The organism is Halobellus sp. EA9, from assembly GCF_051195055.1.
Classification (GTDB): Archaea; Halobacteriota; Halobacteria; order Halobacteriales; family Haloferacaceae; genus Haloquadratum; species Haloquadratum rubicundus.
On sequence record NZ_JBNTJW010000006.1, the window covers coordinates 78,129 to 103,801 of the forward strand.

At 68.9% G+C, this 25,673-nt stretch carries 22 protein-coding genes and 2 tRNA genes; 10 read left to right on the forward strand and 14 right to left on the reverse strand.

Translation table 11 applies throughout. The features are described from left to right. Positions 1 to 18: 18 nt before the first annotated feature. Entirely contained in the window at positions 19 to 1,377 is a 1,359-nt protein-coding gene (locus ACQUQ0_RS09200) for an ABC transporter substrate-binding protein (RefSeq protein ID WP_435184714.1), read from the reverse strand. Between the two features lie 327 nt (positions 1,378 to 1,704). Between ACQUQ0_RS09200 and udk the strand changes: the two genes are divergently transcribed. Continuing rightward, on the forward strand, positions 1,705 to 2,397 hold the full coding sequence (gene udk, locus ACQUQ0_RS09205) for a uridine kinase (protein WP_435184715.1): 693 nt from the start codon (positions 1,705 to 1,707) through the stop codon (positions 2,395 to 2,397). A gap of 22 nt (positions 2,398 to 2,419) precedes the next feature. On the opposite strand, the gene ACQUQ0_RS09210 is transcribed toward udk, so the two are convergent. The 3 genes from ACQUQ0_RS09210 to gpmI form a co-directional block, all read right to left on the reverse strand. Further along, positions 2,420 to 3,829, reverse strand: a complete 1,410-nt coding sequence (locus tag ACQUQ0_RS09210; protein WP_435184899.1) for an MATE family efflux transporter — start codon at positions 3,827 to 3,829, stop codon at positions 2,420 to 2,422. A 59-nt stretch (positions 3,830 to 3,888) separates the two neighbouring features. Then, entirely contained in the window at positions 3,889 to 4,023 is a 135-nt protein-coding gene (locus ACQUQ0_RS09215; protein WP_435184900.1) for an ATP-binding protein, read from the reverse strand. Between the two features lie 274 nt (positions 4,024 to 4,297). Further along, positions 4,298 to 5,812 carry a 2,3-bisphosphoglycerate-independent phosphoglycerate mutase gene (gene gpmI / locus ACQUQ0_RS09220; protein ID WP_435184716.1) on the reverse strand — a complete coding sequence of 505 codons (1,515 nt, stop codon included), beginning with the start codon at positions 5,810 to 5,812 and terminating at the stop codon, positions 4,298 to 4,300. A gap of 138 nt (positions 5,813 to 5,950) precedes the next feature. On the opposite strand from gpmI, the gene ACQUQ0_RS09225 reads away from it, so the two are divergent. Then, the gene (locus ACQUQ0_RS09225; protein WP_435184717.1) at positions 5,951 to 6,619 is read left to right on the forward strand and encodes a DUF1405 domain-containing protein; all 669 of its coding nucleotides are present in this window, start codon (positions 5,951 to 5,953) and stop codon (positions 6,617 to 6,619) included. Between the two features lie 63 nt (positions 6,620 to 6,682). Next, positions 6,683 to 7,489 carry an ArsR family transcriptional regulator gene (locus ACQUQ0_RS09230; RefSeq protein ID WP_435184718.1) on the forward strand — a complete coding sequence of 269 codons (807 nt, stop codon included), beginning with the start codon at positions 6,683 to 6,685 and terminating at the stop codon, positions 7,487 to 7,489. A 24-nt stretch (positions 7,490 to 7,513) separates the two neighbouring features. Here the strand turns inward: ACQUQ0_RS09230 and ACQUQ0_RS09235 are convergent, their stop codons facing one another. Next, entirely contained in the window at positions 7,514 to 8,179 is a 666-nt protein-coding gene (locus tag ACQUQ0_RS09235; RefSeq protein ID WP_435184719.1) for a helix-turn-helix domain-containing protein, read from the reverse strand. Positions 8,180 to 8,273: 94 nt separating this feature from the next. Continuing rightward, positions 8,274 to 8,801, reverse strand: a complete 528-nt coding sequence (locus tag ACQUQ0_RS09240; protein WP_435184720.1) for a hypothetical protein — start codon at positions 8,799 to 8,801, stop codon at positions 8,274 to 8,276. Positions 8,802 to 9,098: 297 nt separating this feature from the next. Between ACQUQ0_RS09240 and gatD the strand changes: the two genes are divergently transcribed. From gatD to ACQUQ0_RS09260, 4 genes are all read left to right on the forward strand, one after another. Beyond that, entirely contained in the window at positions 9,099 to 10,352 is a 1,254-nt protein-coding gene (gatD, locus tag ACQUQ0_RS09245; protein ID WP_435184721.1) for a Glu-tRNA(Gln) amidotransferase subunit GatD, read from the forward strand. 9 nt (positions 10,353 to 10,361) lie between these two features. Next, positions 10,362 to 10,673, forward strand: a complete 312-nt coding sequence (locus ACQUQ0_RS09250; RefSeq protein ID WP_435184722.1) for a DNA-binding protein — start codon at positions 10,362 to 10,364, stop codon at positions 10,671 to 10,673. Beyond that, a complete protein-coding gene (locus ACQUQ0_RS09255) occupies positions 10,663 to 12,150 on the forward strand; it encodes a hypothetical protein (RefSeq protein ID WP_435184723.1) in 1,488 nt (495 codons plus the stop codon). Before ACQUQ0_RS09250 ends, ACQUQ0_RS09255 begins: the two co-directional genes overlap by 11 nt. Before the next feature lie 86 nt (positions 12,151 to 12,236). Then, positions 12,237 to 13,541, forward strand: a complete 1,305-nt coding sequence (locus tag ACQUQ0_RS09260; protein ID WP_435184725.1) for a 5'-deoxyadenosine deaminase — start codon at positions 12,237 to 12,239, stop codon at positions 13,539 to 13,541. An 18-nt stretch (positions 13,542 to 13,559) separates the two neighbouring features. Here ACQUQ0_RS09260 and ACQUQ0_RS09265 read toward each other — a convergent pair whose 3' ends face one another. The 6 genes from ACQUQ0_RS09265 to ACQUQ0_RS09290 form a co-directional block, all read right to left on the reverse strand. Then, positions 13,560 to 14,651 (reverse strand): DNA-methyltransferase, encoded by a 1,092-nt coding sequence (locus ACQUQ0_RS09265; protein ID WP_435184726.1) that lies wholly within the window; start codon positions 14,649 to 14,651, stop codon positions 13,560 to 13,562. Between the two features lie 51 nt (positions 14,652 to 14,702). Further along, positions 14,703 to 16,664 (reverse strand): response regulator, encoded by a 1,962-nt coding sequence (locus tag ACQUQ0_RS09270; RefSeq protein WP_435184727.1) that lies wholly within the window; start codon positions 16,662 to 16,664, stop codon positions 14,703 to 14,705. A gap of 205 nt (positions 16,665 to 16,869) precedes the next feature. After that, entirely contained in the window at positions 16,870 to 18,561 is a 1,692-nt protein-coding gene (locus ACQUQ0_RS09275) for a methyl-accepting chemotaxis protein (RefSeq protein ID WP_435184728.1), read from the reverse strand. 330 nt (positions 18,562 to 18,891) lie between these two features. Beyond that, positions 18,892 to 18,966, reverse strand: a tRNA-Glu gene (locus ACQUQ0_RS09280). Positions 18,967 to 19,072: 106 nt separating this feature from the next. Further along, the gene (locus tag ACQUQ0_RS09285) at positions 19,073 to 21,052 is read right to left on the reverse strand and encodes a 3-hydroxyacyl-CoA dehydrogenase NAD-binding domain-containing protein (RefSeq protein ID WP_435184730.1); all 1,980 of its coding nucleotides are present in this window, start codon (positions 21,050 to 21,052) and stop codon (positions 19,073 to 19,075) included. A gap of 226 nt (positions 21,053 to 21,278) precedes the next feature. Next, positions 21,279 to 21,842: a DNA-3-methyladenine glycosylase family protein gene (locus ACQUQ0_RS09290; protein ID WP_435184731.1), complete on the reverse strand. Its 564-nt coding sequence runs from the start codon at positions 21,840 to 21,842 to the stop codon at positions 21,279 to 21,281. A gap of 111 nt (positions 21,843 to 21,953) precedes the next feature. Between ACQUQ0_RS09290 and ACQUQ0_RS09295 the strand changes: the two genes are divergently transcribed. The 3 genes from ACQUQ0_RS09295 to ACQUQ0_RS09305 all read left to right on the forward strand — a co-directional run bounded on the left by ACQUQ0_RS09295 (position 21,954) and on the right by ACQUQ0_RS09305 (position 23,308). After that, the gene (locus ACQUQ0_RS09295) at positions 21,954 to 22,604 is read left to right on the forward strand and encodes a GNAT family N-acetyltransferase (protein WP_435184733.1); all 651 of its coding nucleotides are present in this window, start codon (positions 21,954 to 21,956) and stop codon (positions 22,602 to 22,604) included. Between the two features lie 14 nt (positions 22,605 to 22,618). Beyond that, positions 22,619 to 22,692, forward strand: a tRNA-Thr gene (locus tag ACQUQ0_RS09300). A gap of 85 nt (positions 22,693 to 22,777) precedes the next feature. After that, positions 22,778 to 23,308, forward strand: a complete 531-nt coding sequence (locus ACQUQ0_RS09305; protein WP_435184735.1) for an AAA family ATPase — start codon at positions 22,778 to 22,780, stop codon at positions 23,306 to 23,308. A 610-nt stretch (positions 23,309 to 23,918) separates the two neighbouring features. Here the strand turns inward: ACQUQ0_RS09305 and ACQUQ0_RS09310 are convergent. Further along, positions 23,919 to 24,332 carry a hypothetical protein gene (locus ACQUQ0_RS09310; RefSeq protein ID WP_435184737.1) on the reverse strand — a complete coding sequence of 138 codons (414 nt, stop codon included), beginning with the start codon at positions 24,330 to 24,332 and terminating at the stop codon, positions 23,919 to 23,921. A gap of 96 nt (positions 24,333 to 24,428) precedes the next feature. Then, complete coding sequence (locus ACQUQ0_RS09315; protein WP_435184739.1) at positions 24,429 to 25,598, reverse strand: hypothetical protein; 1,170 nt, start codon at positions 25,596 to 25,598, stop codon at positions 24,429 to 24,431. Positions 25,599 to 25,673 lie beyond the last annotated feature (75 nt).

Below are 25,673 nucleotides of genomic sequence, written 5' to 3' on the forward strand. Positions count from 1 at the left end.
GAGCCCGCCGCGGGCGTCTCAGTTGCTCGGCGGCGACAGGGCCGTCTCCAGGGCAGAGGTGTAGGAGGACGCGCCCTTGTTGAAGCCGACCTTGTGGTACACTTCACCGCCGAACTCCTCGGCGAAGACGTTACTGAACCGGTTCGAGAGCTGCTGGCCGTAGTCGTTGTTGACATACAGCGTCGAGACGCTGCTGACGCCGAGCCGCTCGGACATCACCTGCGCCATCACGCGGCCCTGCAGGAAGTCCGAGGGCGCCGTCCGGAAGATGTAGTCGTTGTCCTCGAGGTTCGACACCGACAGCGCGGTCGACGACGGCGAGCAGCCGACGATCTGGTTCGGGATGAACACCTGCTGGGAGACCGGGACGTTCACGCCCGAGGAGGCCGACCCGCAGACGCTCGGCACGCCCGCGCTGACGAGCGACTCGGCGGCGGCGACGCCCGCGCTCGGCGAGGTCTGGGTGTCCTCGACCTGCGCGCTGACCGAGAGGCCCGCCGGGTTCGCCTCGTTGACCTGCATCGCGGGGAGCTGGGCCGCCTGGATCATCGGCTGCCCGACGGAGGCGAGCCCGCCGGTCTCCGGCAGGAGGATCCCGACGCTCATCTCGCGGTCGGTGCCGCCGGGGCCGCTGTCGGCGGCGGGGCCGGCGCCCTTCGGGTTGGCGCCCTCGAAGTTCTGGACCTCGATCTGTGAGGTGCTGCCGTCCGCGAACTCCCAGATGGAGTACGCCGCCGTCGCCGGGTCCCCGTTCTGATCGAAGTTCGTCGCGGAGGAGGCGCCCTGGTAGTTCACGTCGTCGCCGTTGGCGGCGGCCTCGACGCCCTCGACGATGTTTTTCGGCGTGACCGTCATTCCGGACGGGTTCGCGATCCGGCGCATCTGATCGCGGATCGCGGTGCCGTCGTTCGCGCCGGCTGCGGCGTTCGCCAGCAGCTGGATGGCGACCGAGTCGTATGACTGGGAAGTGAAGACGCCGGGCGAGGAGCCGTACTCCTCCTGGAACAGCGTGTTGAACGCCTCCTGGTTCGGACCGCCGGCCGCGGGCGCCGTCCCGGTCACGTTCGACATGTCGTTGCCGACCTGGCCCGGGAGCGCCCCGTCGCGGAGGCCGTCCGGCACGAGGATCTCGTGGTCCCCGTCGGACATACTGTAGTAGTCGCGGAACAGCTGAATCCCGCTCTCGGGGTAGCCGATGACGACCAGTCCGTCGGGGCCTCCACCGCCGCCGGTGGTCGTAGCACCGCCGGTGTCTGTTCCGTCCCCGCCGCCACCGCTGTTGGGGCTCCCGATACAGCCGGCAATTCCCGTCGCTCCGATCGCACCCGCTGCGCCGACGCGCTTGATAAAGTCACGCCGTACGATATCACGTGCCATATTCCTCGGAATGTGTCTCCTCCGTATAAATGTGTCCGTTATGGTACTGTACGTTCGTGTATGTACGTTCGCGTATATGTCAGAGACGATCACGATGGATACGCAGGACGAACCGACCGGTCGGTGCTGTCACGCCAGCGGTTCGTCCGCTCGCAGTTCCGAACCCGAAGGTCGGCTTTATCCCGTATGTATCGAAATTCGTACTTTTTGCGGCCGCGGGAATCCGCTCGGAGACCGCCGTCGCTCGGTCGCTGGTCGCGTGGGGCCGCAGGAGCGGGCACCGCGCATCCGACACGCTCAAGCGCCCGGGCGCTCGCCACCCAAGGGATGACTATCCCGTCGTTCGTGGTCGGGATCGCCGGCGGCACCGGCGCCGGAAAGACGACGGTGGCCCGCCTGATCGCCGAGGGCGTCGGCGACTCCGTCACCCGGATCCCGCTCGACAACTACTACGAGGACCTGAGCCACCTCGAGTTCGAAGAGCGCGAGCAGGTCAACTACGACCACCCCTCGGCGTTCGAGTGGGAGTTCCTGCGCGAGCAGGTCTCGACGCTGCTCGAAGGCCAGCCGATCGAGATGCCCGTCTACGACTTCGAGCGGCACAACCGGACCGACGAGCCCGAGCGCGTCGAGCCCACGGACGTCATCGTCCTGGAGGGCATCTTCGCGCTCTACGACGAGGACCTCAACGATATGTTCGACCTCCGCCTGTACGTCGAAACCGACGCCGACGTCCGGATCCTCCGGCGGATCAAGCGCGACGTCATCGAGCGGGGCCGCGACCTCGAAGGCGTCATCGAGCAGTACCTCGCGACGGTCAAACCGATGCACGAGCAGTTCGTCGAGCCGACGAAGAAACACGCCGACCTCATCATCCCCGAGGGCGCAAACAGCGTCGCGGTGAGCCTCCTCGAAGAGAAGATCAGGGCCGAGATCGACGGCGACGCCCGCCGCGACTGGGAGCGGGAGCCGCTCGAAAGCCCGCTCATCGAGGAGTTCGCGGCCGACCCCGACGAGTGAACGGAGGCGAGAGTAATCACGATCAGCCGCGCCGGTCCGTTCGGTCGTCGCGGTCGCCGTCCGCGGCGGCCCGCTCGTCGATCATCCGCGCGGCCAGGTCCGTCCAGTCGCGGCCGCCCATCCGCGCGCCGACGATGGCGGCGCGGGCGACGTACGAGAGGACGATCCCGACGTATACGCCGACGATTCCGTAGCCGAGCGTGACCGCGAGCAGGTAGGACGTCCCCAACAGGAAGACGTACGAGCCGACGACGCCCGCCCAGAACGGCGTCCGGGTGTCGCCGGCGCCCTTCAGCGAGCCCGAAAGCGGGAAGTAGACGCCGATGAAGACCATCGCGACGGCGAACGCGCGGTTGAAGTCCGCGGCGTAGCCGATCGTCGCTAGGTCGTCGGTGAAGAGCGTCGCGAGCGGCCCGGCGAACGCGAAGAGCAGTCCGCCGGCGACGCCGAGAATCGCGAGGCTGAGCCCGCAGATCGCGTAAGCGGCGTAGCGGGCGTCGTCGGGACGCCCCGCGCCCAGTTCCTGGCCGACGAGGATGCTCGACACCGTTCGGAACGCGCGGAACAGCGGTGCGGTGAACTGCTGATACACACGGTTGGCGATGTGGTAGGCCGCGTTGGCCTCCGTCCCGAACAGGAGCACGAGCGAATTGAACGGAAACCGCGCGAGTTCGGTGCTCATCCCCCCGGCGATGTCGGGGACGCTGACCGCCAGCAGTTGCCGCGTCAGGAGGAACCCCCGCGGTCGGGCGAGCGACAGCGACACCCGCGGGCTCAGGATCACGCCGATCAGCGCGACCGCTTCGACCGTCCGTCCGACGGCGGTGGCGATCCCGACGCCGACGATCCCGAGCCGCGGCGCGCCGGCGACGCCGAGGCCGAGCGCGACCGACAACACGATGTTGAGGAGCGTCGCGGTCCCGTTGACGGCCATCGGCGTGCGCGTGTCGCCCGTGCCCTGGAGCGCGCGGGCGCCGACGAAGCCGACGATCCGCAGCGGCGCGACCGCGAGGACGATCGCCAGGTACGTCCCGCCGGTACGGGCGACGGTCGCTGTCGCGCCGAGGACCGAGATGAGCGGCTCGCTGAACAGGAGGCCGACGGCGGCGAGCGGGAGCCCCGCCAGAAGTCCCAGTAGGAGCGCCTGCGTGACGGCGCGGTCCCGGGTGACGCCGGCGCCGCGGCCCGTCTCCTGGCTCGACAGCGCGATCGCACCGCTGCCCAGTCCCATCCCGATGCGGAGCGGCAGCCGCGAGTAGAGGTCCGCGAGCCCGATCGCGGCCACGGCGGCCGGCGAAAAGAGGCCGGTCACGAGGATGTCGACCGTCCGCATCAGCGTGTTGAGCGTCTGCTGGACGGCGACCGGCCACCCCAGGGAGACGGCCTGCGTCCAGATCGAACGGAGCCGGTCGCTGGGAGAGAACACGCGTATCGGTACTCGGTCGACCGCCGAGAAATAGGTTGGTGCCGTGCAGGGTCGTCGGGGGGAGTCTACCCGCCGTCCGGCGCGTCGGCCGGGGCGAGCCGGAGGACGAAGACCGTCCCCTCGGGGTCGTTGTCCTCGATGCGTATCTCCCCGCCGTAGCGCGTGACGAGCCTGTCGACGAGGTATAGCCCCATTCCCATCCCCGAGCTGTCGAGCGTCGGCCGCCTCCGCGCCGAGCAGCTCGTGGATCGTCTTACCGACCATCTCTTCGGCCTTTCGCCCGGAGAACGGCAACGCGTCCGGCCCGACGAGCCGGTAGGTGAGCGTCTCGTCGAAGACGACGAGCACCCCGTTCGGGAAGTGCCGAACCGCCGGCTCGGAAAGTGCTCCGGGAGAGTCCATACGCTCCCTCCGACGGGTGGGAATATAGCGCTTTGCCGTCCGAAAGCGGGCGATAGATCGCCGACGGCGCGCCTACTCCAGGAGCGATTCGCCGGTCATCGCCGCGGGCTTCGGGACTCCCATCAGGTCGAGCATCGTCGGCGCGACGTCGCACAGCGACCCCCCCGAGCGAACGCGACGGCCGCCGTCGTCGCCGTCGGGCGTGAGGTAGACGAAGGGAACGGGGTTCGTCGTGTGCGCGGTGTGGGGTTCCTCGGGCGTTCCCATATCGTCGGCGTTGCCGTGATCGGCCGTGATCAGGACGTGCGCGCCCGCGGCTTCGAGCGCGTCTACGAGTCGACCCAACTGCACGTCGACCGCCTCGACGGCGGCGACGGCGGCGTCGAAGTCGCCGGTGTGGCCGACCATATCGGGGTTGGCGTAGTTGAGGACCATCGCGTCGGGGTCCGCGGACTCGATCAGGTCGATCGCGGTGTCGGTCACCGCCTCGGCGCTCATCTCGGGCTGCTCGTCGTAGGTGGGGACGTCGGGGCTCTCGATGATCCGCCGGATCTCGCCCTCGAACTCCACCTCGCGGCCGCCGTTGAGGAAGTAGGTGACGTGGGCGTACTTTTCGGACTCGGCGAGTCGGAGCTGCGTCTTCCCGGCCTCGGCGAGGGCCGCGCCGAGCGTCGTCTCGGGCTCCTCGGGCGGGAACGCGACCGGGAGGTCGAACGTCTCGTCGTACTCGGTCATCGTGACCAGCCGGATTTCGGGCGGTTCGATCTCGAAGGGCCACGCCGGCTCGATGTCGGCGAGCATCCGGACGAGCTGGCGCGCCCGGTCCGGGCGGAAATTGAAGAAGACGACCGCGTCGCCGTCCTCCAGCGCGGGGCCGCCCGCGACGAGCGTCGGCTCGACGAACTCGTCGGTGTCGCCGCGGTCGTAGGACTCCCGCACGGCGTCTACGGCCGTCTCGGCTTCGTGGTCTGCCTCGCGGCCGACGATGGCGTCGTAGGCGCGCTTGGTCCGCTCCCAGTTCTGATCGCGGTCCATCGCGTAGTATCTCCCGGAGACGGTCGCGACGTCGCCGGTACCGTGGTCCGCGGCGACCGCTTCGAGTTCCGCGAGGTAGTCCTCGCCGCCGTGGGGGTCGGTGTCGCGGCCGTCGGTGAAGGCGTGGGTGACGGCCTCGACGCCGCGGTCGGCGGCGATCTCGATCAGCGCGTGGAGGTGGCCCTGCTCGGAGTGGACGCCGCCGTCGCTGACGAGCCCCATACAGTGGACGCGGCCGCCGGTCTCCTCGGCGTGGTCGAAGGCCGAGGCGATGGCGTCGTTGGTCGCGAACGTCCCGTCGTCGATCGAGTCCTCGATCCGGGTGTAGGCCTGCTTGACGACGCGACCGGCGCCGATGTTGAGGTGGCCGACCTCGCTGTTGCCCATCTGCCCCTCGGGCAGGCCGACGTTCCGGCCCGACACGTCGAGCGTCCCGTACGCGCCGGCGTCGGCGAGCCGATCGAAGTTCGGCGTCGACGCCGCTTTCACCGCGTCGCGTCGGTCGTGGTCGCCGAGCCCCCAGCCGTCGAGGACGACCAGCGCTGTCTGCATACCGGACGCGAGGCGAGGCAGGGTGGAATAGGCTTCGCTTCGCCGGTGATCGCAGCCCGCGGCCGACGCCCACAGCTCCGCGCCGAGGCGGTCCCGAACGCGACACCTTCTTTCCCCTCGTCGCCGTCGGTCGACCCGATGAGTGACGCCGACCCCGCGGCCCGGCTCCGACGCCCCTACCCCGAGCGCTGGGTCGAGTACTACCTCGGGAGTCCGGCGAGTCTCGGCTGGCTGCTCGTCGTCGACGGCGCCGCCTTCCTCCTGGGCGTCAGTTTCTACGTCCACTCGGAGCCGTCGCTTTCGGAGCTCAGCTCCCTCGCGTATCCCCTCTTCGGCGACTCGCCGACGGCGCTCGCGCTCGCGACGCTCTCGGTCGCGACGCTCCTGCCGCGGCTCGGGGAGCGGGTGACCGAAGCGCCCTCGAACCGTCTCCTCGAACTCCTCCACACGCTCGCGTTCGTCTGGCTCGTGAAGTACGGGCTCTGGACGGCCGTCGCGCTCAATCTCCGGCCGGACCTCTACGTCGGCTTCGCGCCCGCGCTGCTGTGGGAGTACTGGGGCATCCTCGTCACCCACCTGTTCTTCCTGCTCCAGGCGGCGGCGATCCCCTACTACGGGAAGACCTCCCGCGAGGCGCTCGTCGTCGCGCTCGCGCTACTTCTCGTCAACGACGCCTTCGACTACGGCCTCGGGCTCTATCCACCGCTGCGCTACGAGGCCGGGCCCCTACTGGCGGGGATCACGGTCGCGCTCTCGTTCTTCGCGGTCGGCTACGCGGCCTGGGCGTTCGATCGAGCGGAGCGGTGACGGGGAACGGACCCGCTCCGGAAATGCGTCAGCCTATTACGTGCTCGCGATTTACCTCTCGTTATGGATTCCGCGGTACTCCTGGATCTCCTCGGGAACGAGAACCGCCGGCGCATCCTCCGGCTTCTCTCCCACAAACCGTGTTACGTCACCGAGATCAGCGAGTACCTGGGGGTCAGTCCGAAGGCCGTGATCGACCACCTGCGGCGGCTGGAGGAGGCCGGCCTCGTCGAGAGTCGGACCGACGACAAGCGCCGGAAGTACTTCCACATCGCCCGGAACCTCCGGCTGGAGGTGAGCGTCTCGCCGTACCGCTTCGGCGCCAAGAGCGCCTACCCGGCCAGCCGCAGCCTCGACATACGCGGGCGGTGCCAGCACCTCAAGATCGAACTGCCGGAGCTGGACGACGACCGACGCGAGGAACCGGACGGCGACGACGGGGCCGATCCGGCGCGTCGCGACCAAGACACCGAGAGCCATCCGACCCCGATCGACTCCGAGCGCGAGCGTCGCAAGCCAGGGGACCTCCGGACGGAGGCCGATCCCCTGGAGGATCCGGACTCCGAGGTCGCCGAGCTCGCCCGCGAGTACGCCTACCTCGACGACATCGAGAGCGAGCTCTCCCTGGCTCAGCGGTGGGTCCACGGGCGCGTGACCGACGTCCTCGACGCCCTCAGCGACCGGCTCGGCTCGGAGGCCGACAGCCGCTTCTACGCGGAGATGCTCGCGGCCATCTCGCGAGAGGCGCGGTCGGTGGGAGAGATCGCCCGGGAGGTCAACGCCGACCCCGACCGCGTGGCGCGCGCGCTCGAACGCCTCGAAGAACAGGGCCTGGTCGTTCGCGACGGCGCGGAGTGGCGGATCGCGTGAGCCCGACGGCTTCCCCGCGCCCGCTCAGGACACGTCGAGGTCCGGGAACCGCTCGGGGAAGGACTCGATCAGGGAACTGATCCCGCGTCGGATCCGACCGCTGGCGGCCGACGTCGAGATGTCGAGCGCGTCGGCAACCGCCGCAAGATCGGTCTCCTGTGGGTGCTCGAAGTAGCCCATCTCGTACGCCGTCGCGAGGGCCGCCTGCTGCTTGTCGGTGAGCGTCGTCGACGCCGACCGCTCGTCGAAGGAGACGCGGTACAGCTCCAGGATGTCGAACTCGAAGGAGCGGTCGTCCGCGACCTCCCACACGGACTGCAGCGACCCCCGGTCGGGGAGCTGCCACCGTTCGACCCAGCCCCCCTCGTGCTGGAACGCTTCGAGCGCGAATCCGCCGTGCTCGACGACGGCCGGACCCAAGAGCAGCGTCTCGGCGGTGAACTCGACGCTGTAGACCGGCTGATTCTCGTAGTCCGCGACCTGTCGGTAGGCCGTGACGGTGTGGTCGGCCGCCAGGTAGGCCTCGAAGGCCGCCGGGTCGTCGGCGTCGGTGGTGAAGAAGTGCTGTCCGTGGACCGGGTCGGTGCTCACGTCCTGCAACACCCGGATGTCCGCATCCGGGAGCGCCCGGATCACGTCGGCCAGCGCCATGTCCGGGTGCGAGAAGTGGACCTTCGCGATAACGGTCATACCGGCCAAACGCGGTCGAGCGGGAAAATCCCCACTCCCGTCGGCGGTCCCGCCGGTCGCGGGCCCCTCTATCTCGGTCGGCGACCGGCGCCGATCAGACCTGTCGGGTCAGACCGTGCCGCAGGTCCCGGCCGAAGTAGTGGCCCAGGAGCGACGCGAGCAGGCCGCTGGCGACGCCGACGCCCGCGACGGCGAGCCCGTAGTCCGCCAGAACGCTCACCGCGACCGGCGCGAAGACGCTCGTGAGCGTCCCGAGAACGAACGCGGCCCCCGACGCAAGCGCGCCCGCGAGCCCGACTTCGAGATAGCGGCTCCGCGAGCCGCCGAGGCCGATCGCGAACGCCGCGGCGAAGAGGCCGAGGAACCGCCCGAGCGCGCCCACGACCGGGATCGCGCCGCCGACGAAGGTCCCGGCGAGCAGGAGCGCGAGAACGACCAGGAACGAGCGGGCCGAGACCGTGGGGCCGCCCGGAAGCAGGCGTCGGAGCCGCCCGCCGGACGACGACCCGGCGTCTGATTCGGAGCGGGCGGATCCGGTCGCTCCGCTCTCGGTGTCCTCGTCGTCGAGGAGCGAGGCGGGATCGACCCGGTCCCGTTCCGCTCCGTCCTTCGAGCGTTGCATACCATTCGGTAACGGGCGCCGAACCCTGACTCTTGCGCCGGGGGTCGACGTCAGAGACGGGGGATCCAATCTTCGGAAGCGGTGGCTCCCGAGGCGACGGAGGGCGAACAGCCGGCGCGACGCGAACGCGCCCCCGTCGATGCGCCGGACACCCGCGTTCCGACGGGGGGTAGCCGTCAAACCACGCCGGCGCTGGTCCCGGCTTCGTATATAAGATCTCCCCCGGAACCGGAGGCGACGAAGTCGCTGTGGCCGCGAACGAATGGATTCAAGTCCGCGCCCCCGATACGGGAGCGTATGAACCCCGGAGACCGCGTCCGCGTCGAGCGCGCGGGCGTCACGAACGAGGGCGTCCTGATGCCCTCTTCGACCCCCGATCACCTCGTCGTGAAACTCGACGGCGGGTACAACGTCGGGATCGAACGTGCGGACGCCGACGTGGAGGTGCTGGAATCGGACGCCTACGACATCGAGTCCGCACAGGAGGAGTCGGACGCCTCCGAGATCTCCTTCGACGACGACCTCCCGACGGTCTCGCTCATCTCGACCGGCGGGACGATCGCCTCGACCGTCGACTACCGCACTGGGGCGGTGACGGCCCAGTTCGACGCCGAGGACGTCCTCCGGGCGGTGCCGGACCTCGCGGGGCGCGCCAACTACCGCGGGCGGGTCGTCACGAACATTCTCTCGGAGAACATGACGCCCGGCGTCTGGCAGGACCTCGCCGAGGTCGTCGCCGACGAGATCCGCGCGGGCGCCGACGGCGTCGTCGTGATGCACGGTACCGACACGATGCAGTTCTCCGCGTCGGCGCTGTCGTATATGCTCGACACGCCGGTCCCGATCGTCTTCACGGGGAGCCAGCGGTCGGCCGACCGCCCCTCCTCGGACAACGTGATGAACGCCGTCTGCGCCGTCGAGGCCGCGAAGTCCGACGCCGCGGAGGTGCTCGTCTGTATGCACGCTTCGACCTCCGACGACGACTGCGCGCTCCACCGCGGGACGCGCGTCCGGAAGAACCACACCTCCCGCCGGGACGCCTTCGAGACGGTCGGCGCCGAGCCGATCGGGTACGTCGACTACGACGCCGAGGAAGTCGAGTTCCGCCGCGACGTCGCCGAGCGCGGCGAGACCGAACTCGGAGTCCGGACGGACCTCAACGAGAACGTCGACCTGCTGAAGTTCACGCCGGGGATGGACCTCGACCGTTACGCCGCGATGCTCGAAGACGCGGATCTGGACGGCCTCGTCGTCGAGGGGACGGGGCTCGGCCACGTCCACACGGACCTGATCCCGACGCTCTCGTCGCTCGTCGACGACGGCGTCGTCGTCGCGATGACGAGCCAGTGTCTGGAGGGCCGCGTCTGCGACCGCGTCTACGACACCGGTCGCGACCTCCTCGACGCGGGCGTCGTCGAGGCCGGCGACACCCTCCCCGGGACGGCGAAGGTGAAACTGATGTGGGCGCTCGCGAACCGCGGGGATCCCGAGACGGCGATGACGCGGTCGCTCGCCGGCGAACTCCAGGAGCGCTCGGTCCCCTGGACGTAGATCGGACTCGTGAGCGCTCGCGACTCTGGCGGACGGACGGACGGCGATGACGGTCGGAGCGACGGCGCGGACGCGGAGGCGAGCGCCGACCCGGCGTTCGACTGCGGCGACTGCGGCCGCGCGTTCTACACCGAGGAGCTCCTCGTGCTCCACCGCGGCGTCAGGCACCCGAACGCCCTCGACGCGGCCGAACAGGAGGCCTACCGCGAGGCCTACGCGGCCGAGGAGCGCGAGATCCGCTCGTTCCGCCTCCGGGCGCTGGCCGTGCTCGTGTTGCTGTACTTCGGCTTTCTCTTCCTTTACGTGATCTATGCGTCCTGAAGACCAGTCGGAGCGGCGGCCCGCCGGCGGCACCGCCGAGGTCCGTCGCGGGCTCGGGGCGCTGCTCCTCGCGGTCGCTATCGGCGCCGTCGGACTGACGCTCTTCGTCCGCGGCGTCGCCGCCAGCAACGCCGCCGTCGGGCTCTCGGAGGCCTCCCGCGACGCGCTCGCGGTCCCGCGCTGGCTGTACGTCGCGACCGGCGGCGCGGCGATCGGCGCCTCGGCCCTGCTCGCGGGGTTCGTGACCGACCGCCGGTTCGTCCGACGCATCCACGACTGGCGGCGGGACGTCGGCGCCGAGCGCGCGCGACGCGTCGGTCGGGGCGCGCTCGGCCTCCTCGGCGTCGTGCTCCTCGCACTCGTCGTCTACCGCGGGGTCGCGGGCCCGCAGCTCGCGACGATCAACCTCGCGGTCGTCGTCGTCTTCGCCGGGGGGCGCGCGGGCCTGACGATGGCGACCTACGCGCTCGGGAACGCCTGGCCGGCGCTGAATCCGTTTCGGACGCTCACGGCGCCGCTCCCGACCGGCATCGTCGACTACCCCGAGCGCCTCGGCCGCTGGCCGGCCGTCGCGGGGTTCCTGGTCCTGATCTGGATCGAGACCGCTGCGGGCGTCACGAACGATCCGCGGCGCCTCGCCTTCGCCGTCGCCGGCTACGGCCTCGTCGCCGTCGCGGGCGCAGTCGTCTTCGGCCGCGACGCGTGGTTCGAGAACGCCGATCCGGTCTCGGCGTTCCTCCGGTTCTACGGCCGCGTCGCGCCGCTCGCGTGGGAGGCGGGTCGACTCAGGCTCGCCCTGCCCGCGATGCGGCTCGTGGGACGACCGTCCGAGGAAGCGAGAGGGAGCGAAGCCGGCTCCGACGACCGTCTCGTGACCGGGCTCTCCGACGTCGCGTTCGCGGTGGCGCTCGTCTGGGAGCTCACCTTCAGCGGCTTCGTCACGACCGAGCAGGGCGCGAGCGCGATTCGTGCAGTCGTCGGGCTCGGCCTCCCCGCGACCGCGGTCTACGCGCTCCTGTTCCTCGGTGGCTTCGGCGTCTTTTACGGCGCGTTCCGACTCGCTGGGCGGGTCGCCGCCGAGCGGCTCCTGACCACCCGAACGCCCCGGGAGCTCGCGGTCGCGTTCGCGCCCTCGCTCGTCGTCATCGCGGCCGGCTACCACCTGGCGCACTACTTCGCGTTCTTCCTCTCGCTTTCGCCCTCGTTGGGTCAGGTCCTCGCGTCGCCGCTGTCGGCGCCGACGAACCCCGTCGTCCTCACGCTCCCCGCGTGGGTGTCGGCGCTGAACATCGCCTTCGTGCTCGGCGGCCACCTGGTCGCCATCTGGGTCGCCCACTCGACGGCCTACCGGCTCTTTCCCAGCCGGCTCCAGGCGATCCGGAGCCAGTACCCCTTCGTCTTCGTGATGATCGGCTACACGGCCCTGAGCCTGTGGCTGATCTCGCTTCCGACGACGACGCCCGCGTTCCTCGGGTGAAGGGGGTCGGGCGGTGGGGAAGACAGGATGGAGAACGGAGAAAAGAGCGCAAAGCACTTGTCGTCGGACCCACTCCGAGCGGTGGGATGCTGCTGGCAGGGACCGTCGTCGCCGATCCGGAGACCGTCTACGAGGAGGGCGCGGTCGTCGTCGCCGACGATCGCATCGCGGCCGTCGGTCCCCGGGCCGAGGTCGAAGACGCCTACCCGGACCACGCGGTCCGGGAGTTCGATCTCCTCGCGCCGGGGCTCGTCGGCGGCCACGTCCACTCGGTCCAGAGCCTCGGGCGGGGCATCGCCGACGACACCGCCCTCCTGGAGTGGCTCTTCGAACACGTCCTGCCGATGGAGGCCGGCCTCGGCGAGCGGGAGATGCGCGTCGCCGCGGAACTCGGCTACCTGGAACTGCTGGAGAGCGGCACGACGACCGCGATCGACCACCTCTCGGTCCGTCACGCCGACGCCGCCTTCGAGGCCGCGATCGACCTCGGGATCCGCGGCCGGATGGGGAAGGTCCTGATGGACAAGCGCGCGCCAGAGGGCCTCGAAGAGGACACCGACGCCGCCCTCGACGAGACCGAGCGCCTCGTGCAGATGTACCACGGCGCCGCCGACGGCCGGATCGGGTACGCCGTCACGCCGCGCTTCGCCGTGAGCTGCACGGAGGCGTGCCTGCGCGGCGCCCGCGAGATCGCCGATCGGTACGACGGCGTCCGGATCCACACCCACGCCAGCGAGAACGAAGAGGAAGTCGAGACCGTCCGCGAGGACACGGGAATGCGGAACATCGCGTGGCTCGACGAGGTCGGGCTGACGGGCGACGACGTCGTGCTCGCCCACTGCGTCCACACGACAGAGCGCGAGCGCGACATCCTCGAACGGACCGGCACCCACGTCACGTACTGCCCGTCGTCGAACATGAAGCTCGCCTCCGGCATCGCGCCGGTCGTCGACTACCTCGACCGCGGGATCGACGTGGCGCTCGGCAACGACGGCCCGCCCTGCAACAACACGCTCGACCCTTTCACCGAGATGCGACAGGCCAGCCTGCTCCAGAAGGTCGACCGCCTGGATCCGGAGGCGACGCCCGCGCAGGTCGTCTTCGAGATGGCGACGCTCGGCGGCGCCCGCGCCGCGGGATTCGAGCGGGTGGGCGCGCTCCGTGAGGGCTGGACGGCGGACGTCATCGCGCTCGACACCGACCTCACGCGCGCGACGCCGCTGCACGACCCCCTCTCGCACCTGGTCTTTGCGGCCCACGGCGACGACGTGACGTTCACGATGGTCGACGGCGAGGTCGCCTACGACGCGGCGTTCGGCGGCCTCCAGACCGGCGACGCCGACGCGATCCGCCGGCGGGCGCGGGAAGTCGCCGCCGACCTCCGGGAGTGAGCGACTCGCGAGTCGCTCTCAGCGGGACTCGTACGGCTCGTAGGCAACGCGATACCCGTCGTCGGTCCGGGTCACGTCGTCGACGGTCCTGAACAGGATCTCCCGCTCCTGCCGTGTCCGGACCGGGAAGTCGTAGTGTGCGGCCTCGTAGCCGAACGTCTCGCCGTCGGCGCGGCGCTCCTCGACGAAGTCGCGGTGGGCCTCCAGCCGCTCGGCCACGACCCGCTCGGATCGCTCCGGGAGGTCGGCGACGCGCTCGTCCAGCGCCGCGAGGATGTCGGCGTCGAGTTCGTAGCCGACGGAGTCGCGGCCGGCCACCATCGCCGCCAGCGCGGTCGTCCCGGTGCCCAGGAACGGATCGAGGACGGTGTCTCCGTAGACCGAGTACATACAGACCAGCCGGTAGGGGATCTCGAAGGGGAACGCCGCCGTGCGGTCGCGCGCCGCGTCGGTGTCGTTCGGGGTCGCCGAGGCGGTCGGGGCGGTATTGTCGCCCTGCGCCCGCGCCTGTCGCGCGCCCCGCACGTCGGTCCAGACGTCCGAGAACCACCGGTTCCGCTCCTCCCAGAAGTACGCCGACTCGTAGCGGCGCGTCTCGCCCGGATCGAACGCGCGCCTCGCGGGGCCGTTTCGAAAGAGGAGGACGTGTTCGTGTTCGAGCGTCACGTAGGCGTTCGGCGGGACCATCCCGCTGCCCATAAACTTCGCCGCGCCGTTCGTCGGCTTCCGCCACAGCACGTCCGGGAGCGGGTCGAACCCGAGCGACTCGAAGGCATCGAGCACCCGCGCGTGGTTCGGATACACCCGAAAGCGGTCCCCCAGGCTCCGGGTCGCGTCGCCGACGACGACGGCCGCGACGCCGCCCGGCCGGAGCACGCGCGCGACCTCCCGCCAGACGGCGTCGAGTACGTCGTGCATCGCCCCGAACGCCCGCTCGCCGTCGGCGGCGTCCAGGGCCGACGCGACAGCGTCCGACTGCGCCGCGAACTGCTCGTCCCACAGCTCGATCATCGGGTACGGCGGCGAGGTCACGACCAGGTCGACGGCGTCGTCGGCGACCGCCGACATCGCGCCCGCGTCGCCGACGACCGTGCGGTGGCGAGTCTCCACGACCCGTAGGTGTGACGGCGGGCTTGTATAGGTACTGTCGGCACCGAGGCGTCACTCGGCGAACTCGACGCCGGTGATCTCGAAGCGGGCGCCGCCCGCCTCGCTGTCTGTCACCGCGACCTCCCAGCCGTGGGCCGCCGCGATCCGCCGGACGATCGCGAGCCCGAAGCCGGTGCCCCTCGTCGCGGTGGAGTAGCCGCTCTCGAAGACGCGCTCGCGCTCGTCGGGCGGGATGCCGGGGCCGTCGTCGGCGACGTAGAATCCCGCGTCGTCTTCGAGGTCCCCGACCGTCACCGTCACGCCGGTATCGACGCGCTCCGAGGCGTCGTCGGCCGACGGCTGACCGCCCGCGGAACCGTGTTCCGCGGCGTTCCGAAAGAGGTTCTCGAGGAGGTGTCGGAGCCGGCTCCGATCGGCTCTGATCGCGCGCTCGGTCTCGACTCGGAGCGTCGCCTCGGCGGTGTCGACGTTCCGCCAGCACGCCTCGACGACCGCCGGGATCGAGACGGGCTCGTGCTCCCCGACGGGGTCGCCCTCCCGCGCGAGCGCGAGCACGTCCTCGATCAGCTCCCGCATCCGCTCGTGGGCCTGCGCGGCGGTGTCGAGGTGTTCCAGATCGCCCGTCTCGACCACCAGCTCCAGCGAGCCCGCGGCGACGTTCAGCGGATTCCGGAGGTCGTGTGAGACCAGGCTGATGACCTCCTCCAACCGCTCGTTTTGGCATTCGAGCGCGGCCTGTTGGTCCAGTTGATCCAGCACCGCCTCCGCGTGGTGGAGCAGCGTTTCGACCAGGCCCTGATCGGACTCGTCGAAGGCCCCGGATTCGGCCTCGCCGACGGTGAGGGTCCCGTGGGAGCCGATCGGGAGGTACATCGCCGATCGGTGGCCGCCGCGGTCGATCCCGTCGTCGCGGTCGGAGAGGTCGTCGAAGCGGCGGGGCTCTCCCGTCTCGAACACCTCTCCCGGGAGCCCCTCGCCGACCCGATAGGCGGGGCGCTCGCCCATCTCCTCGCGGACGGCCTCGGTGATCACGACGGGCCGCAACAGCCCGTCGTCGTAGTAGCGGACGACCGTGTGCGGGTACTCGAAGACCTCATCGAGCGTCTCGGCCAGAATCCGTGCGATCTCCTCCCGGTCGTCGGTGCGGACGAGCTTTCGCGCGGCCACCTGGAGCGACTCGAACCGCTCGACGAGCGCGTTCAGCCGCTCCTCGCGCTCCTTTCGCTCGGTGACGTCGACCGCGATGCCGAGCACCGTTCGCGTGTCGGTCTCGCTGAAGGTGTAGGGGAACAGCCGCGTCTCGAAGACGTGGACGTCGTCGTCGTCCGACGCCGAAAGCGGCATCGCCGGGAGCTGCTTCGGCTCGCCGGTTTCGAGCACCGTCTGGAGGTGCTCGCGGAACCACGCGGCGCCGTCCGAGCCGAGCACCGCCTCCAGCCGCGCGCCCTCGATCTCCTCGACGGTGGTGTCGTGGAACCGCGCCAGCGACTCGTTGGCCATCGAGTAGGTGCCGTCCTCCGTGACGACATACAGGAGGTGCGGGAGCGCGTCGATGATCTCCCGGAGCCGCCGCTCGCTCCGCTCGACGCGCCGCCGAGACCGGTCGTGTTCGACCGCGTTCGCGACGCGGTTCGCCAGCACGGCGTACTGGTCGGTCCCGGTCTCCTTCTGGAGGTAGTCGGTGACGCCCGCCGAGATCGCCTCGCTCGCGATCTCCTCGGAGCCCTTGCCCGTGAAGAGGATGAACGGAAGGTTCGGGTCCCGCTCGCGGACGTCTTCGAGGAAGTCGATCCCGTTCCGGCCGGGCATATCGTAGTCGGAGACGACGCAGTCGAAGCGGCGCTCGTCGAGGCGCGCACAGCCCTCCTCGGCGTCCGTCGCGGTCTCGACGGTGATGCGGTCGTCCGCGCGCTCCAGGAACTCCGCGGCGAGATCTGCGAGCCCCGGATCGTCGTCGACGTGGAGGACGCGGATCGCTCCGGCGACCCCGTTCGAGACCTTCCCCCCTACCATCACGAGTTACACATCGCGGGGCGCGCTAAGGTTTTGCGGTGAAATTATCATTAAGGATACGGAACGAGCTCGAAAGCGGCGACGATCCGTCCGAGCCGCCGTCCGCGTTCGATTCATACTGTCGGACACAACTGTTTCAAGATATTCGCCGCCCCAGGCGGCGAAATTCTTCACAGACTTGTGTCCGACAGTATCAGGATGCCGCTCAATCGGCGCTGGCGCCGGTTCCGGACGCTCGCTCCGTGTCGAACCGCGCCACCTGTTCGTGGAGTTCCCGTCCGGAGTGGCTCACCTGTTGGGCCATCTCTGAGACCTCCTCCATCGCCGACGACTGCTGTTCGACGCCGGCCGAAATCTGGTTTATCGAACTGGCGATCTCCTCCGACATCGCGGAGGTGTCTTCGACGACGACGCTCACTTCCTCGGCTTCGGTGGCCTGTGACTGGACCGCCTCGCTGATCTCGTTCACGCCGTCGCTGGCCCGATCCACCGCCTCGTCGATGTCGTCGAGCGTCTCGACGACCGCCTCGACCGCCTCGGCGCCGTCTGTGATCTCCGAAGTCGTCTCGTCGATCCGGTCGGCGACGGTCGTCGTCCGCTCCTGTGTCTCCTCGATGATCGCCGTGATCTCTTCGGTTCGCTCTTGGGACTCTTCGGCCAGCGACTTGATCTCGTCGGCGACGACGGCGAACCCGTCGCCGTCGCCGTTCCCGTTCGAACTGACGCGTGCGGCCTCGATGTTGGCGTTCAGCGCCAGGAGGTTCGTCTCGTCGGTGATGTCGGAGATGAGCTCGGAGATCTCGCCGATCTCGTCCATCTGTGCCTCCAGCGCGTCGATGTCGTCTTCGATCCGGTCGGCGGCTTCGACCGCGTTCTGTATCTGCGTTATCGCGGTCGTCGCCTCCTCGACGCCCTCGGAGGTCAGCGACGCCGCCCGCTGGGACTGGTCGTTGACCTCGTCGGCCGAGGCGCTGACCTCCTCGACCGACGCCGAGAGGTTGGAGATGTTCGCGCTGGCCCGCTCTGCCTTCTCCGCGAGGTCCTCGGTCCCGTTCACGATCTCGCTGCTGGACGCTTCGATCTCCTGGATGGAGGCGGTGACCTCCTCGCTCGTGCCGCTCAGTTCCTCGCTGGTCGAGGCCAGCTCGTCGGCGACGGAGGCGATCTCCTCGATCATCCCCTCCAGCTCGGACGCCATCTCGTTGAGGCTGTCGGTGACTTCGAGCAGGTCGTCGCTGACGAACTCCGTCTCGTCCACGGAGGCCCGAGCGTCGAGGTTCCCGTTCTCGATCGCGCCCATCGTCGACTGGAGCTCGCCGACGAGCTCCCGGAGTTCCTCCTGTTCCAGGGCGTCTTCGGTCCGGTCGTGGATCATCTCGACGACGGCCTCCAGGTCGCCGTCGTCGTCGTAGACGGGGGCCGCGCTGAACTCGATGTGACGGTCGTTCCCGTCGGCGTCCTTCATCACGCTCTCGTCGGCGTAGAGCGTGTAGCCCACGTCGTCGATCCGGGGTACGCCGTACGCCTCGTCCGTCGTCTCGGGCGCGTCGACGACCTTGTCCGCGAGCGTCTTCGACCGCCGGCCGTCGTGGTAGAACGCCGGACCGGAACAGCCGTGTTCGCGGGCGAGCCGCCGCGCGTCGTCCCGGCTCTCGCCGGTCAGCTGTTCGAGGGCGCGGTTCCAGTGGACGACGTCGCCGTCGGCGTCCAGAACGAAGATGGGCGTATCGATGTGATTGAGAATCGCGTGAAACCCGACGTCGAAGCTATCGGCTCTGCCGACGTCGCCGCTTTTTCGGGCCCCGGTCGGCGATTCGGACTGTTTCCCTGCGTTGCCGACGCCCTCGGACTCCACTCCCAGAAGGCTCGAACCCCCGATCAGCGAGAACACGTTCATACGGCCGATTGGTTCATAATTCCCCTATTAAAATACCGCGCTCGTGTTTTCATATCTGATATTTAAATCGGGTACTAGTTCTGTACATTACCTAATATAGCCATTGTCGGGGTAACGAGTGCGTTTTGACACGCAGAATTTAATTATCTAATTTTATATCACCAACGTCGCTCGATGATTGTTTCTGCGAGCCTCTTCTGCTGTGGTGGGAGTGTTCGCTGGGGGTGGCTCTCCTATCAGGTATAGTCCAGATAGATCTAGGTTGACCTGGCTCGTGGTGTTCACTACGTTCGGTACCACAGCCGGGACAGGACAGTAGGAAACTTGGGATGCTCGGTCAGGGATTTGAACCCTGGTCCTCGGCTCGAAAGGCCAAGATGATTGGCCGGACTACACCAACCGAGCCCGCATCACAATGTCGCGGTCAGACCTGTTTAAATATTCCGTTACGGAAGCGGTACGGCACGGTTTCGCGCACGTCTCGGGGACCGACGCGTTCACCACCGCGCTCTCATTTCCCCTCGAATTCGGGCTCGTGATCGCCCATAAACGCGGTCATCCCCGTCATCAGATCGTCGGTGTCGAAGAGCAGTCCGAACGACTGCGCCTCGACGTCGAGCCCGGCGTCGACGTCGTCCCAGCCGCGGTGCATCGCGCGCTTGGTGTACCGCTGGGCGATTGGCGGACCGGCAGCGAGGTCCCGCGCCAGCTCGAAGGCGCGCTCTTCGAACTCGGCGTTCGGAACGGCCTCGGTGACGAAGCCGTACTCGACCATCGTCTCGGCGTCGTAGCGGTCGGCGGTGAAGATGATCTCCTTGGCGCGGCCCATCCCGACGATCCGCGGCAGCCGAACGGTGCCGCCCCAGCCGGGGAGCAAGCCGAGGTCGTGTTCGGGCTGGCCGAACTCCGAGCGCTCGGAGGCGATTCTGAGGTCCGCACCCATCGCGAGTTCCATCCCGCCGCCGAGGCAGTAGCCGTCGATGCCGGCGACGACCGGAAGCTCCGCGGATTCGAGCCGGCCCATCGTCTCCTGACCCTTCCGGGAGAGGTCCGCGGCGGTGTTGACGTCGCCGACGCCGCCGGCCATCGATTGGATGTCCGCCCCCGCGGAAAAGGCGCGGTCGCCGGCGCCGGTGACGAGGATCGCTCTGACCGCGTCGTCGGCCTCGAACCGCTCGACGACGTCCGCGAGGTCGTCGAGGAGTTCGCCGGTGATCGTGTTCATCCGGTGGGGGCGGTCCAGTCGGATATGGCCGACGCGCTCGCGGACCTCGACGGTCAGCGTCTCGTAGTCGTATCCGTCGTCGGCGTCGGCGTCGCCGCCCGCGTGGAACCGCTCGCCCGCGTCAGCGAGCTCGCGCAGGTACGAGACGGGCTCGTAGCGCTCGGCGCCGGTCGCCTCGTAGCGGGATTCGAGCACGTCGAGCAGGTCTCCGAGCCCCGCCTCGTCGACCATCTTCGCGGGGCCGTCGGACCACCGGCCGCCGAGCTTGACCGCGGTGTCGATGGCCTCGGGGTCGGCGACGCCCTCGCTCACGAGGCCCGCGACCTCGTTCGCGAGCACGGCGAGCAGGCGGTCGGCGACGTCGTCGCGGGTCTGGTCGGACGGCACCTGCGCGCCATCGCCGTCGGCGTAGTCGTAGAAGCCCGCGCCCGTCTTCTTGCCGAGGTCGCCGGCCTCGACCTTCGATTCGAGCACGGGCGCGGGGCGGTAGCGCTCGCCGAGTTCCTCGTGCATGTAGTCGAGGACGTGGTAGCCGACGTCGATCCCGACCTGGTCTGCGAGCTCGAAGGCGCCCATCGGCAGGCCGAGCCCGTACTTCGCCGTCGAGTCGACCTCGGCGACGGTGGCCTCGTCGGTCTCGACGAGCCACGCGGCCTCGTTCATCAGCGGCACCAGGATGCGGTTGACGATGAAGCCTGGGCTGTCCTTGCGGACCCGGACGGGGGTCTTGCCCATCTCGACCGCGAGGTCCTCGATCAGTTCCAGGGTCGACTCGTCGGTCTCGTCGCCGGCGATGACCTCGACGAGCTCCATCCGGACGGGCGGATTGAAAAAGTGCATCCCGCAGAAGCGCTCGGGGCGCTCTGTCACCGCGGCGAGTTCGGTGACAGAGAGGCTGGAGGTGTTCGTCGCGAAGACCGTCCGGTCGGGCGCGGCGGCTTCGAGGTCGTCGTAGACGTCCTTCTTGATCGCCATCTTCTCCGGCACGGCCTCGATGACGACGTCCGCGTCGTCGACGGCGGCCGCGAGGTCGACGTGGCCCGAGACCCGGTCGAGCGCCGCGTCGGCGTCCGCCCGCTCGATCTGGCCCCGCTCTGTGAGCTTGTCGAGGGACCACTCGATGCTCTCGATCCCGTCGTCGACGAGCTCGGATTCGATGTCGCGGAGGCGGACCTCGAACCCTGCGAGGGCGGCGACCTCCGCGATCCCGTGGCCCATACTGCCCGCGCCGAGAACCGTGATCACGTTGACGTCTTCGATCTCCATACGTCGTCGTGGGCGGCGTCGCGTTTCAACGTTTCTTTGACTCGGAAAAGAAACGTGAGACGCGTTTACTTCTTCCCGTCTCCCCTCGCCGAGCGTCGTCGACGGAAGTGGGACTCGGCGGTGACAGCGCCCGCACGCAGTATCATAGTGATTACTCTCACTGTTTACCGCCGAACGCCACCCCTCGATGACGGTGTTCGGCGGGAAGAGACGAGAGTAATCACTATCAGTCGACCGCGCGCCAGAGATACCGACTCGCGTAGCTCCGGTACGGCTGCCACCGCTCGGCGTGATCGACCATCGCCGCGCGGTCGTCGTCCGCGAAGCCGTAGAGTTCGGCCATCCCCGCGCGGATCCCGAGGTCCTCGACGGGGAAGACGTCGGGGCGGCCGAGCACGAAGATGAGATACATCTTCGTGGTCCAGGTCCCGACCCCGCGGATCTCGGAAAGCGTCGCGATCACCGCCTCGTCGTCGGCGTCGGCGAGCCCCTCGCGCGTCAGGTCGCGCTCGCGGAACGCCTCGGCGACATTGCGGACGTACTCGATCTTCTGTCGGGAGAGGCCGACGTCCCGGAGGGTCGCCTCCTCGGCGTCGAGCACGCCGCGCGGCGTCACTTCGACGCGGTCGAACAGGCGCTCGCGGATCGCCGCCGCGGAGTCGGTCGAGAGCTGTTGGTTCACGATCGCGACCACGAGGCGCTCGAACTCGTCGTCGGCCGTGCCGATCGGCAGGTCGCCGTGGCGGTCGACGAGGGGTCCCAGTTTCGGATCGGAGCGTACCGGGTCCATCGGCCGAACGTGGGGCGGCCGCGGTGAAAGCGTCGTCGCTCGCCGGCGGGGGAAAGAGCGGAAGGGGACAGATCCGACGATATATCCGTCTCCCGGGCGAACGCGGCGTCTATGGGCGAACCGGACGGATCGGAGGGGTCCGGCAGGGACGACCGCGAGCCGACGGTCGCGATCGAGCGCCCCGACGTCTCCGAGGTCGACGCGCTGGTCGATCTGTGGGTCGCGCTCGCGACCGACCAGCGCGCCCACGACTCGCATCTCCTGCCCGAGGCGAACCGGGCGACCGTCCGCGACACGCTGGCGCGGCACGCCGTCACCGGCGGGGTGCAGGTGGCGCGCCGCGACGGCGAGATCGTCGGCTTCGTCACGTTCGGCCCCGAGGAGGGCGCCTACGAACAGGACGTGACGCGCGGCGTCGTCCGCAACATCTACGTTCGCCCCGCGTACCGGGGCGAGGGGATCGGCGCCGAACTGATGGACGTCGCCGAGTCCGCCCTGGAGTCGGCCGGCGCGACGGTGGTCTCCCTGGAGGCGATGGCGGCGAACGATCGCGCTCGCGCGTTCTACCGGGATCGGGGGTACGCGCCGCACCGGATCCAATTCGAGAAGGCAGTCGGAGCCGAGGGGACCGATCCGGACGGCGAAACCGACACCGGCAGCGGGAAGTCCGACCCGAAATCGGACTCGAACGCGGGCTCGGCCCCGCCCCCGTCTCCGAATCCGGCCGCCGAGGAAAACGACACACACTCAAAGGAGGACTGAGTAGGTCCGCCCGCGCCAGGGGAGCATGGGCGGTTCATGCACTCGACTTGTAATCGAGACTTCGTGGGTTCAAATCCCACCCCTGGCTTCCCAACGCCGATGCCGCAGTTCTCCGCCTCCGTCCAGTCGTCCGACGCTCGCATCCGCGGCCGATCCAACGGAGAGCAACACCGATGACCGGGCGGCTGATCGTCGTCGCCGGCCTCCCGGGCGTCGGGAAGACCACCGTCTCCCGTGAGATCACAGACCGGCTCGACGGCCGCCTGATCCGGACCGACGTCGTCCGGAAGGACCGCTTTCCCGACCCGCAGTACACCGTCGAAGAGCGCGTCGCCGTCTACGACGAACTGTTCGCCCGGGGGCGACGTGAAGCCGCCGACGGCGGGGTCGCCGTCCTCGACGGGACGTTCCGGAAGCGCGCGGACCGCGACCGGGCCGCCGCAGTCGCCGCCGAGATCGGCGTCCCGCTCGACATCGTCGCCGTCGAGTGCGACGCCGCCGTCGTCGAGAGGCGGATCCGCGAACGTGAGGGCGACGAGAGCGACGCCGACGTGGAGATCTACCGACAGTTCCGCGACCGGTACGAGCCCATCGAGCGGACGCACGCGACGATCGACAACTCCGGGGACTTGGCGTCGACGCGACGGCAGGTCGCCGAAGCGCTGGCGGCCATCAAGGACCGCTCGTCCGACGCGACCGACTGATTCTACGGAATCCGATCGCCGGTGCATTTGGGCCGATCGCCGGCCAATTTAGACCGATCGCCGGGACTACGTTTAGAACAACTGATAGTGATTACTCTCATTGTTTACCGCCGAACGCCGTTACCGGGGGTGGCGTTCGGCGGTAAGAGACGAGAGTAATCACTATGAGGCACTGGTCTGGCGCGCAGACCGGAACGAAGCGGAGGAATGCGTCAGCGGGGGTGCCCGGTCGGAAGCCACCGATCCGGAGGGGCTCAGGTGAGGGTGGGTGGGGAGGGGGTGGATCGGGGTGCGTCGCGTCGGCGGGGACCGGATCGCGGGCGGCCCAACCGGGGCACTTCCGGCTACGTGGGAGAACCACCTAAAAGCGACTTAGTCTCAAAGAACCGTTTGACCTATCCGCGCGTTCGGACCTGATCGGCGATTTCCTCCGCGAGGTCCCGTCCAGAGTCCGAAATCGCGAAGCACCGGAGCACAGACGGTTCCGGCAAAGCCTCCCCGTTCGATCGTCGGATCTCGCCGACCGATCACAGTGATTACTCTCGTTTCTTACCGCCGAACGCCGTTACGGGGGGTGGCGTTCGGCGGTAAACAGTGAGAGTAATTACTATCAGTTCTTTCGGTTCGACGGAAGCAGGATCAACGCCCCGGGGATCGAGAGCGTGACGAGCTGGAGCGGATTCTCCCGGATGTCGAAGTCGGGATCGACCGGCTGGCTCTGGACGTCGGTGATGTGGAGCGACGAGTAGTAGACGATGACGTGTGTGAGGCCGTAGGCGACCGCGAAGGGGACGACGAGCGGGTACGTGATCCCGAAGAGCGTCGCCAGGAGGCCGAACGCGATGGCGATCACCGACGAGACGGCGAGGAAGTCGCCGATGTGGAGGGTCACGCCGGTGAACGCCGTGATCGCGGTGTCGACCGACGACGACGTGGTCGGCGTGTACATAAACGCGGTCAGGACGCTCGTGGCGACGAGCCCCATCCCGACGAAGAACCCGACGATCGGGTACGCGTACTCCATCGTTCGCGTAGTGCGTGCCGACGGATATAACGCTATCCCCTCGATATCAAATCCGAATATCGGGCACGCCCGAAGAGCGCGAGCGAAGAAGCTCCGTCAGCTACCGTCCGAGCCGCTGTTTCCGGAGCCACCGCTTCGGCCGGGGGCGTCGTTCGATCCGCCACGGTTTCCGTTGCCAGGGCCCGAATTTCCGTTTCCGCTATTTCCGTTGCCCCCGTTTCCCGGCCCGCGTTCGCCTTCACCGTTGTTCCCGTTTCCCGAGTTTCGCTCGTCGTTACCGGGAGCCGCCTGATTCCCGTTTTTCGAACCACCGGGGCCGTTTCCGGATCGGCCGGAAGCGCCGTCCCCGTTTCCGTTCTCGTTTCCGCTCCCGTTACCGTTTCCCCGGGCCGACTCGTTGTCCGCTGCCGGCGGCCCCTGGCCGTTCCCGGGACCCTCGCTCGTCTCGTTGCCGTCCGTGGCGTTGCTCCGCCCCGGTGCCTCGCCGCTACGTCCGGGGGAACCGACGTCCTCGGGCGGCCCGGCGTCTTCGGGCGGCCCGGCGTTCGCCGGCGGGCCGCCCATCCCGCGACCGGGGTTCTCGCCCGCGATCTCACGCGCGATGGCGGCGACTTCGGGGCCCGTGAGGTTCCTGGCTTCCGTGCGGAGTCGCTCGATGTTCGAGACGTTGATGCCGTGTTCCTCGCGGACGGCCTCGGGAAGCGCCGATACGGTCTCGTTCGCCTGGGTCAGCCGTCGTTCGATGGCGTTGATCCGAGCCGAGACCTGTGCCGTGCGGGCACGGTACCGGCCCTCGGAGATGTTGCCGCTCTCGTGGGCCGCTTCCAACTCCGCGAGTCGGTCGCGGAGCTCCGTCAGCTGCTCTCGGCTGTCGTTGAGGGAGTCGGCGACGACCTCGGCCTTCGAGGCGTTGCTGTTGGCCGCGGCGACCCGCTGGCCGAAGGTCCGAGCCTCGACCTCGCTACCGATCTCGATCTGTTGGACGCCGACGACGGCGGCCAGCTGGGCTCCCGGTTCGATCGGCTCCGGATCGGCCGAGTCGTTTTCGCTCGCCGCGTCGTCGCTCGACGTCGGCTCGGCGGTCGCCGCCTCCGTCTCGTTCGGTGCGGTCGTCGTGTTCGTCGCCGTCGCCTGTGCGGTGATTCCGTCGTCCTGCATCTCGGCCAGTCCCGTCGCGGCGGCTGGCATCCCCGATGCGGCAGCGACGCCGATCGGTGCGGCCGCCGCGACCACGAGGGCGACGAAGAGCGCGGATACAGACCTCATCGATTCCCCCTTGGCGTCGTATCGCCATATACCTCGATCATACTCGTCCCAATTTTGCGCGGATTAACTCGGTTT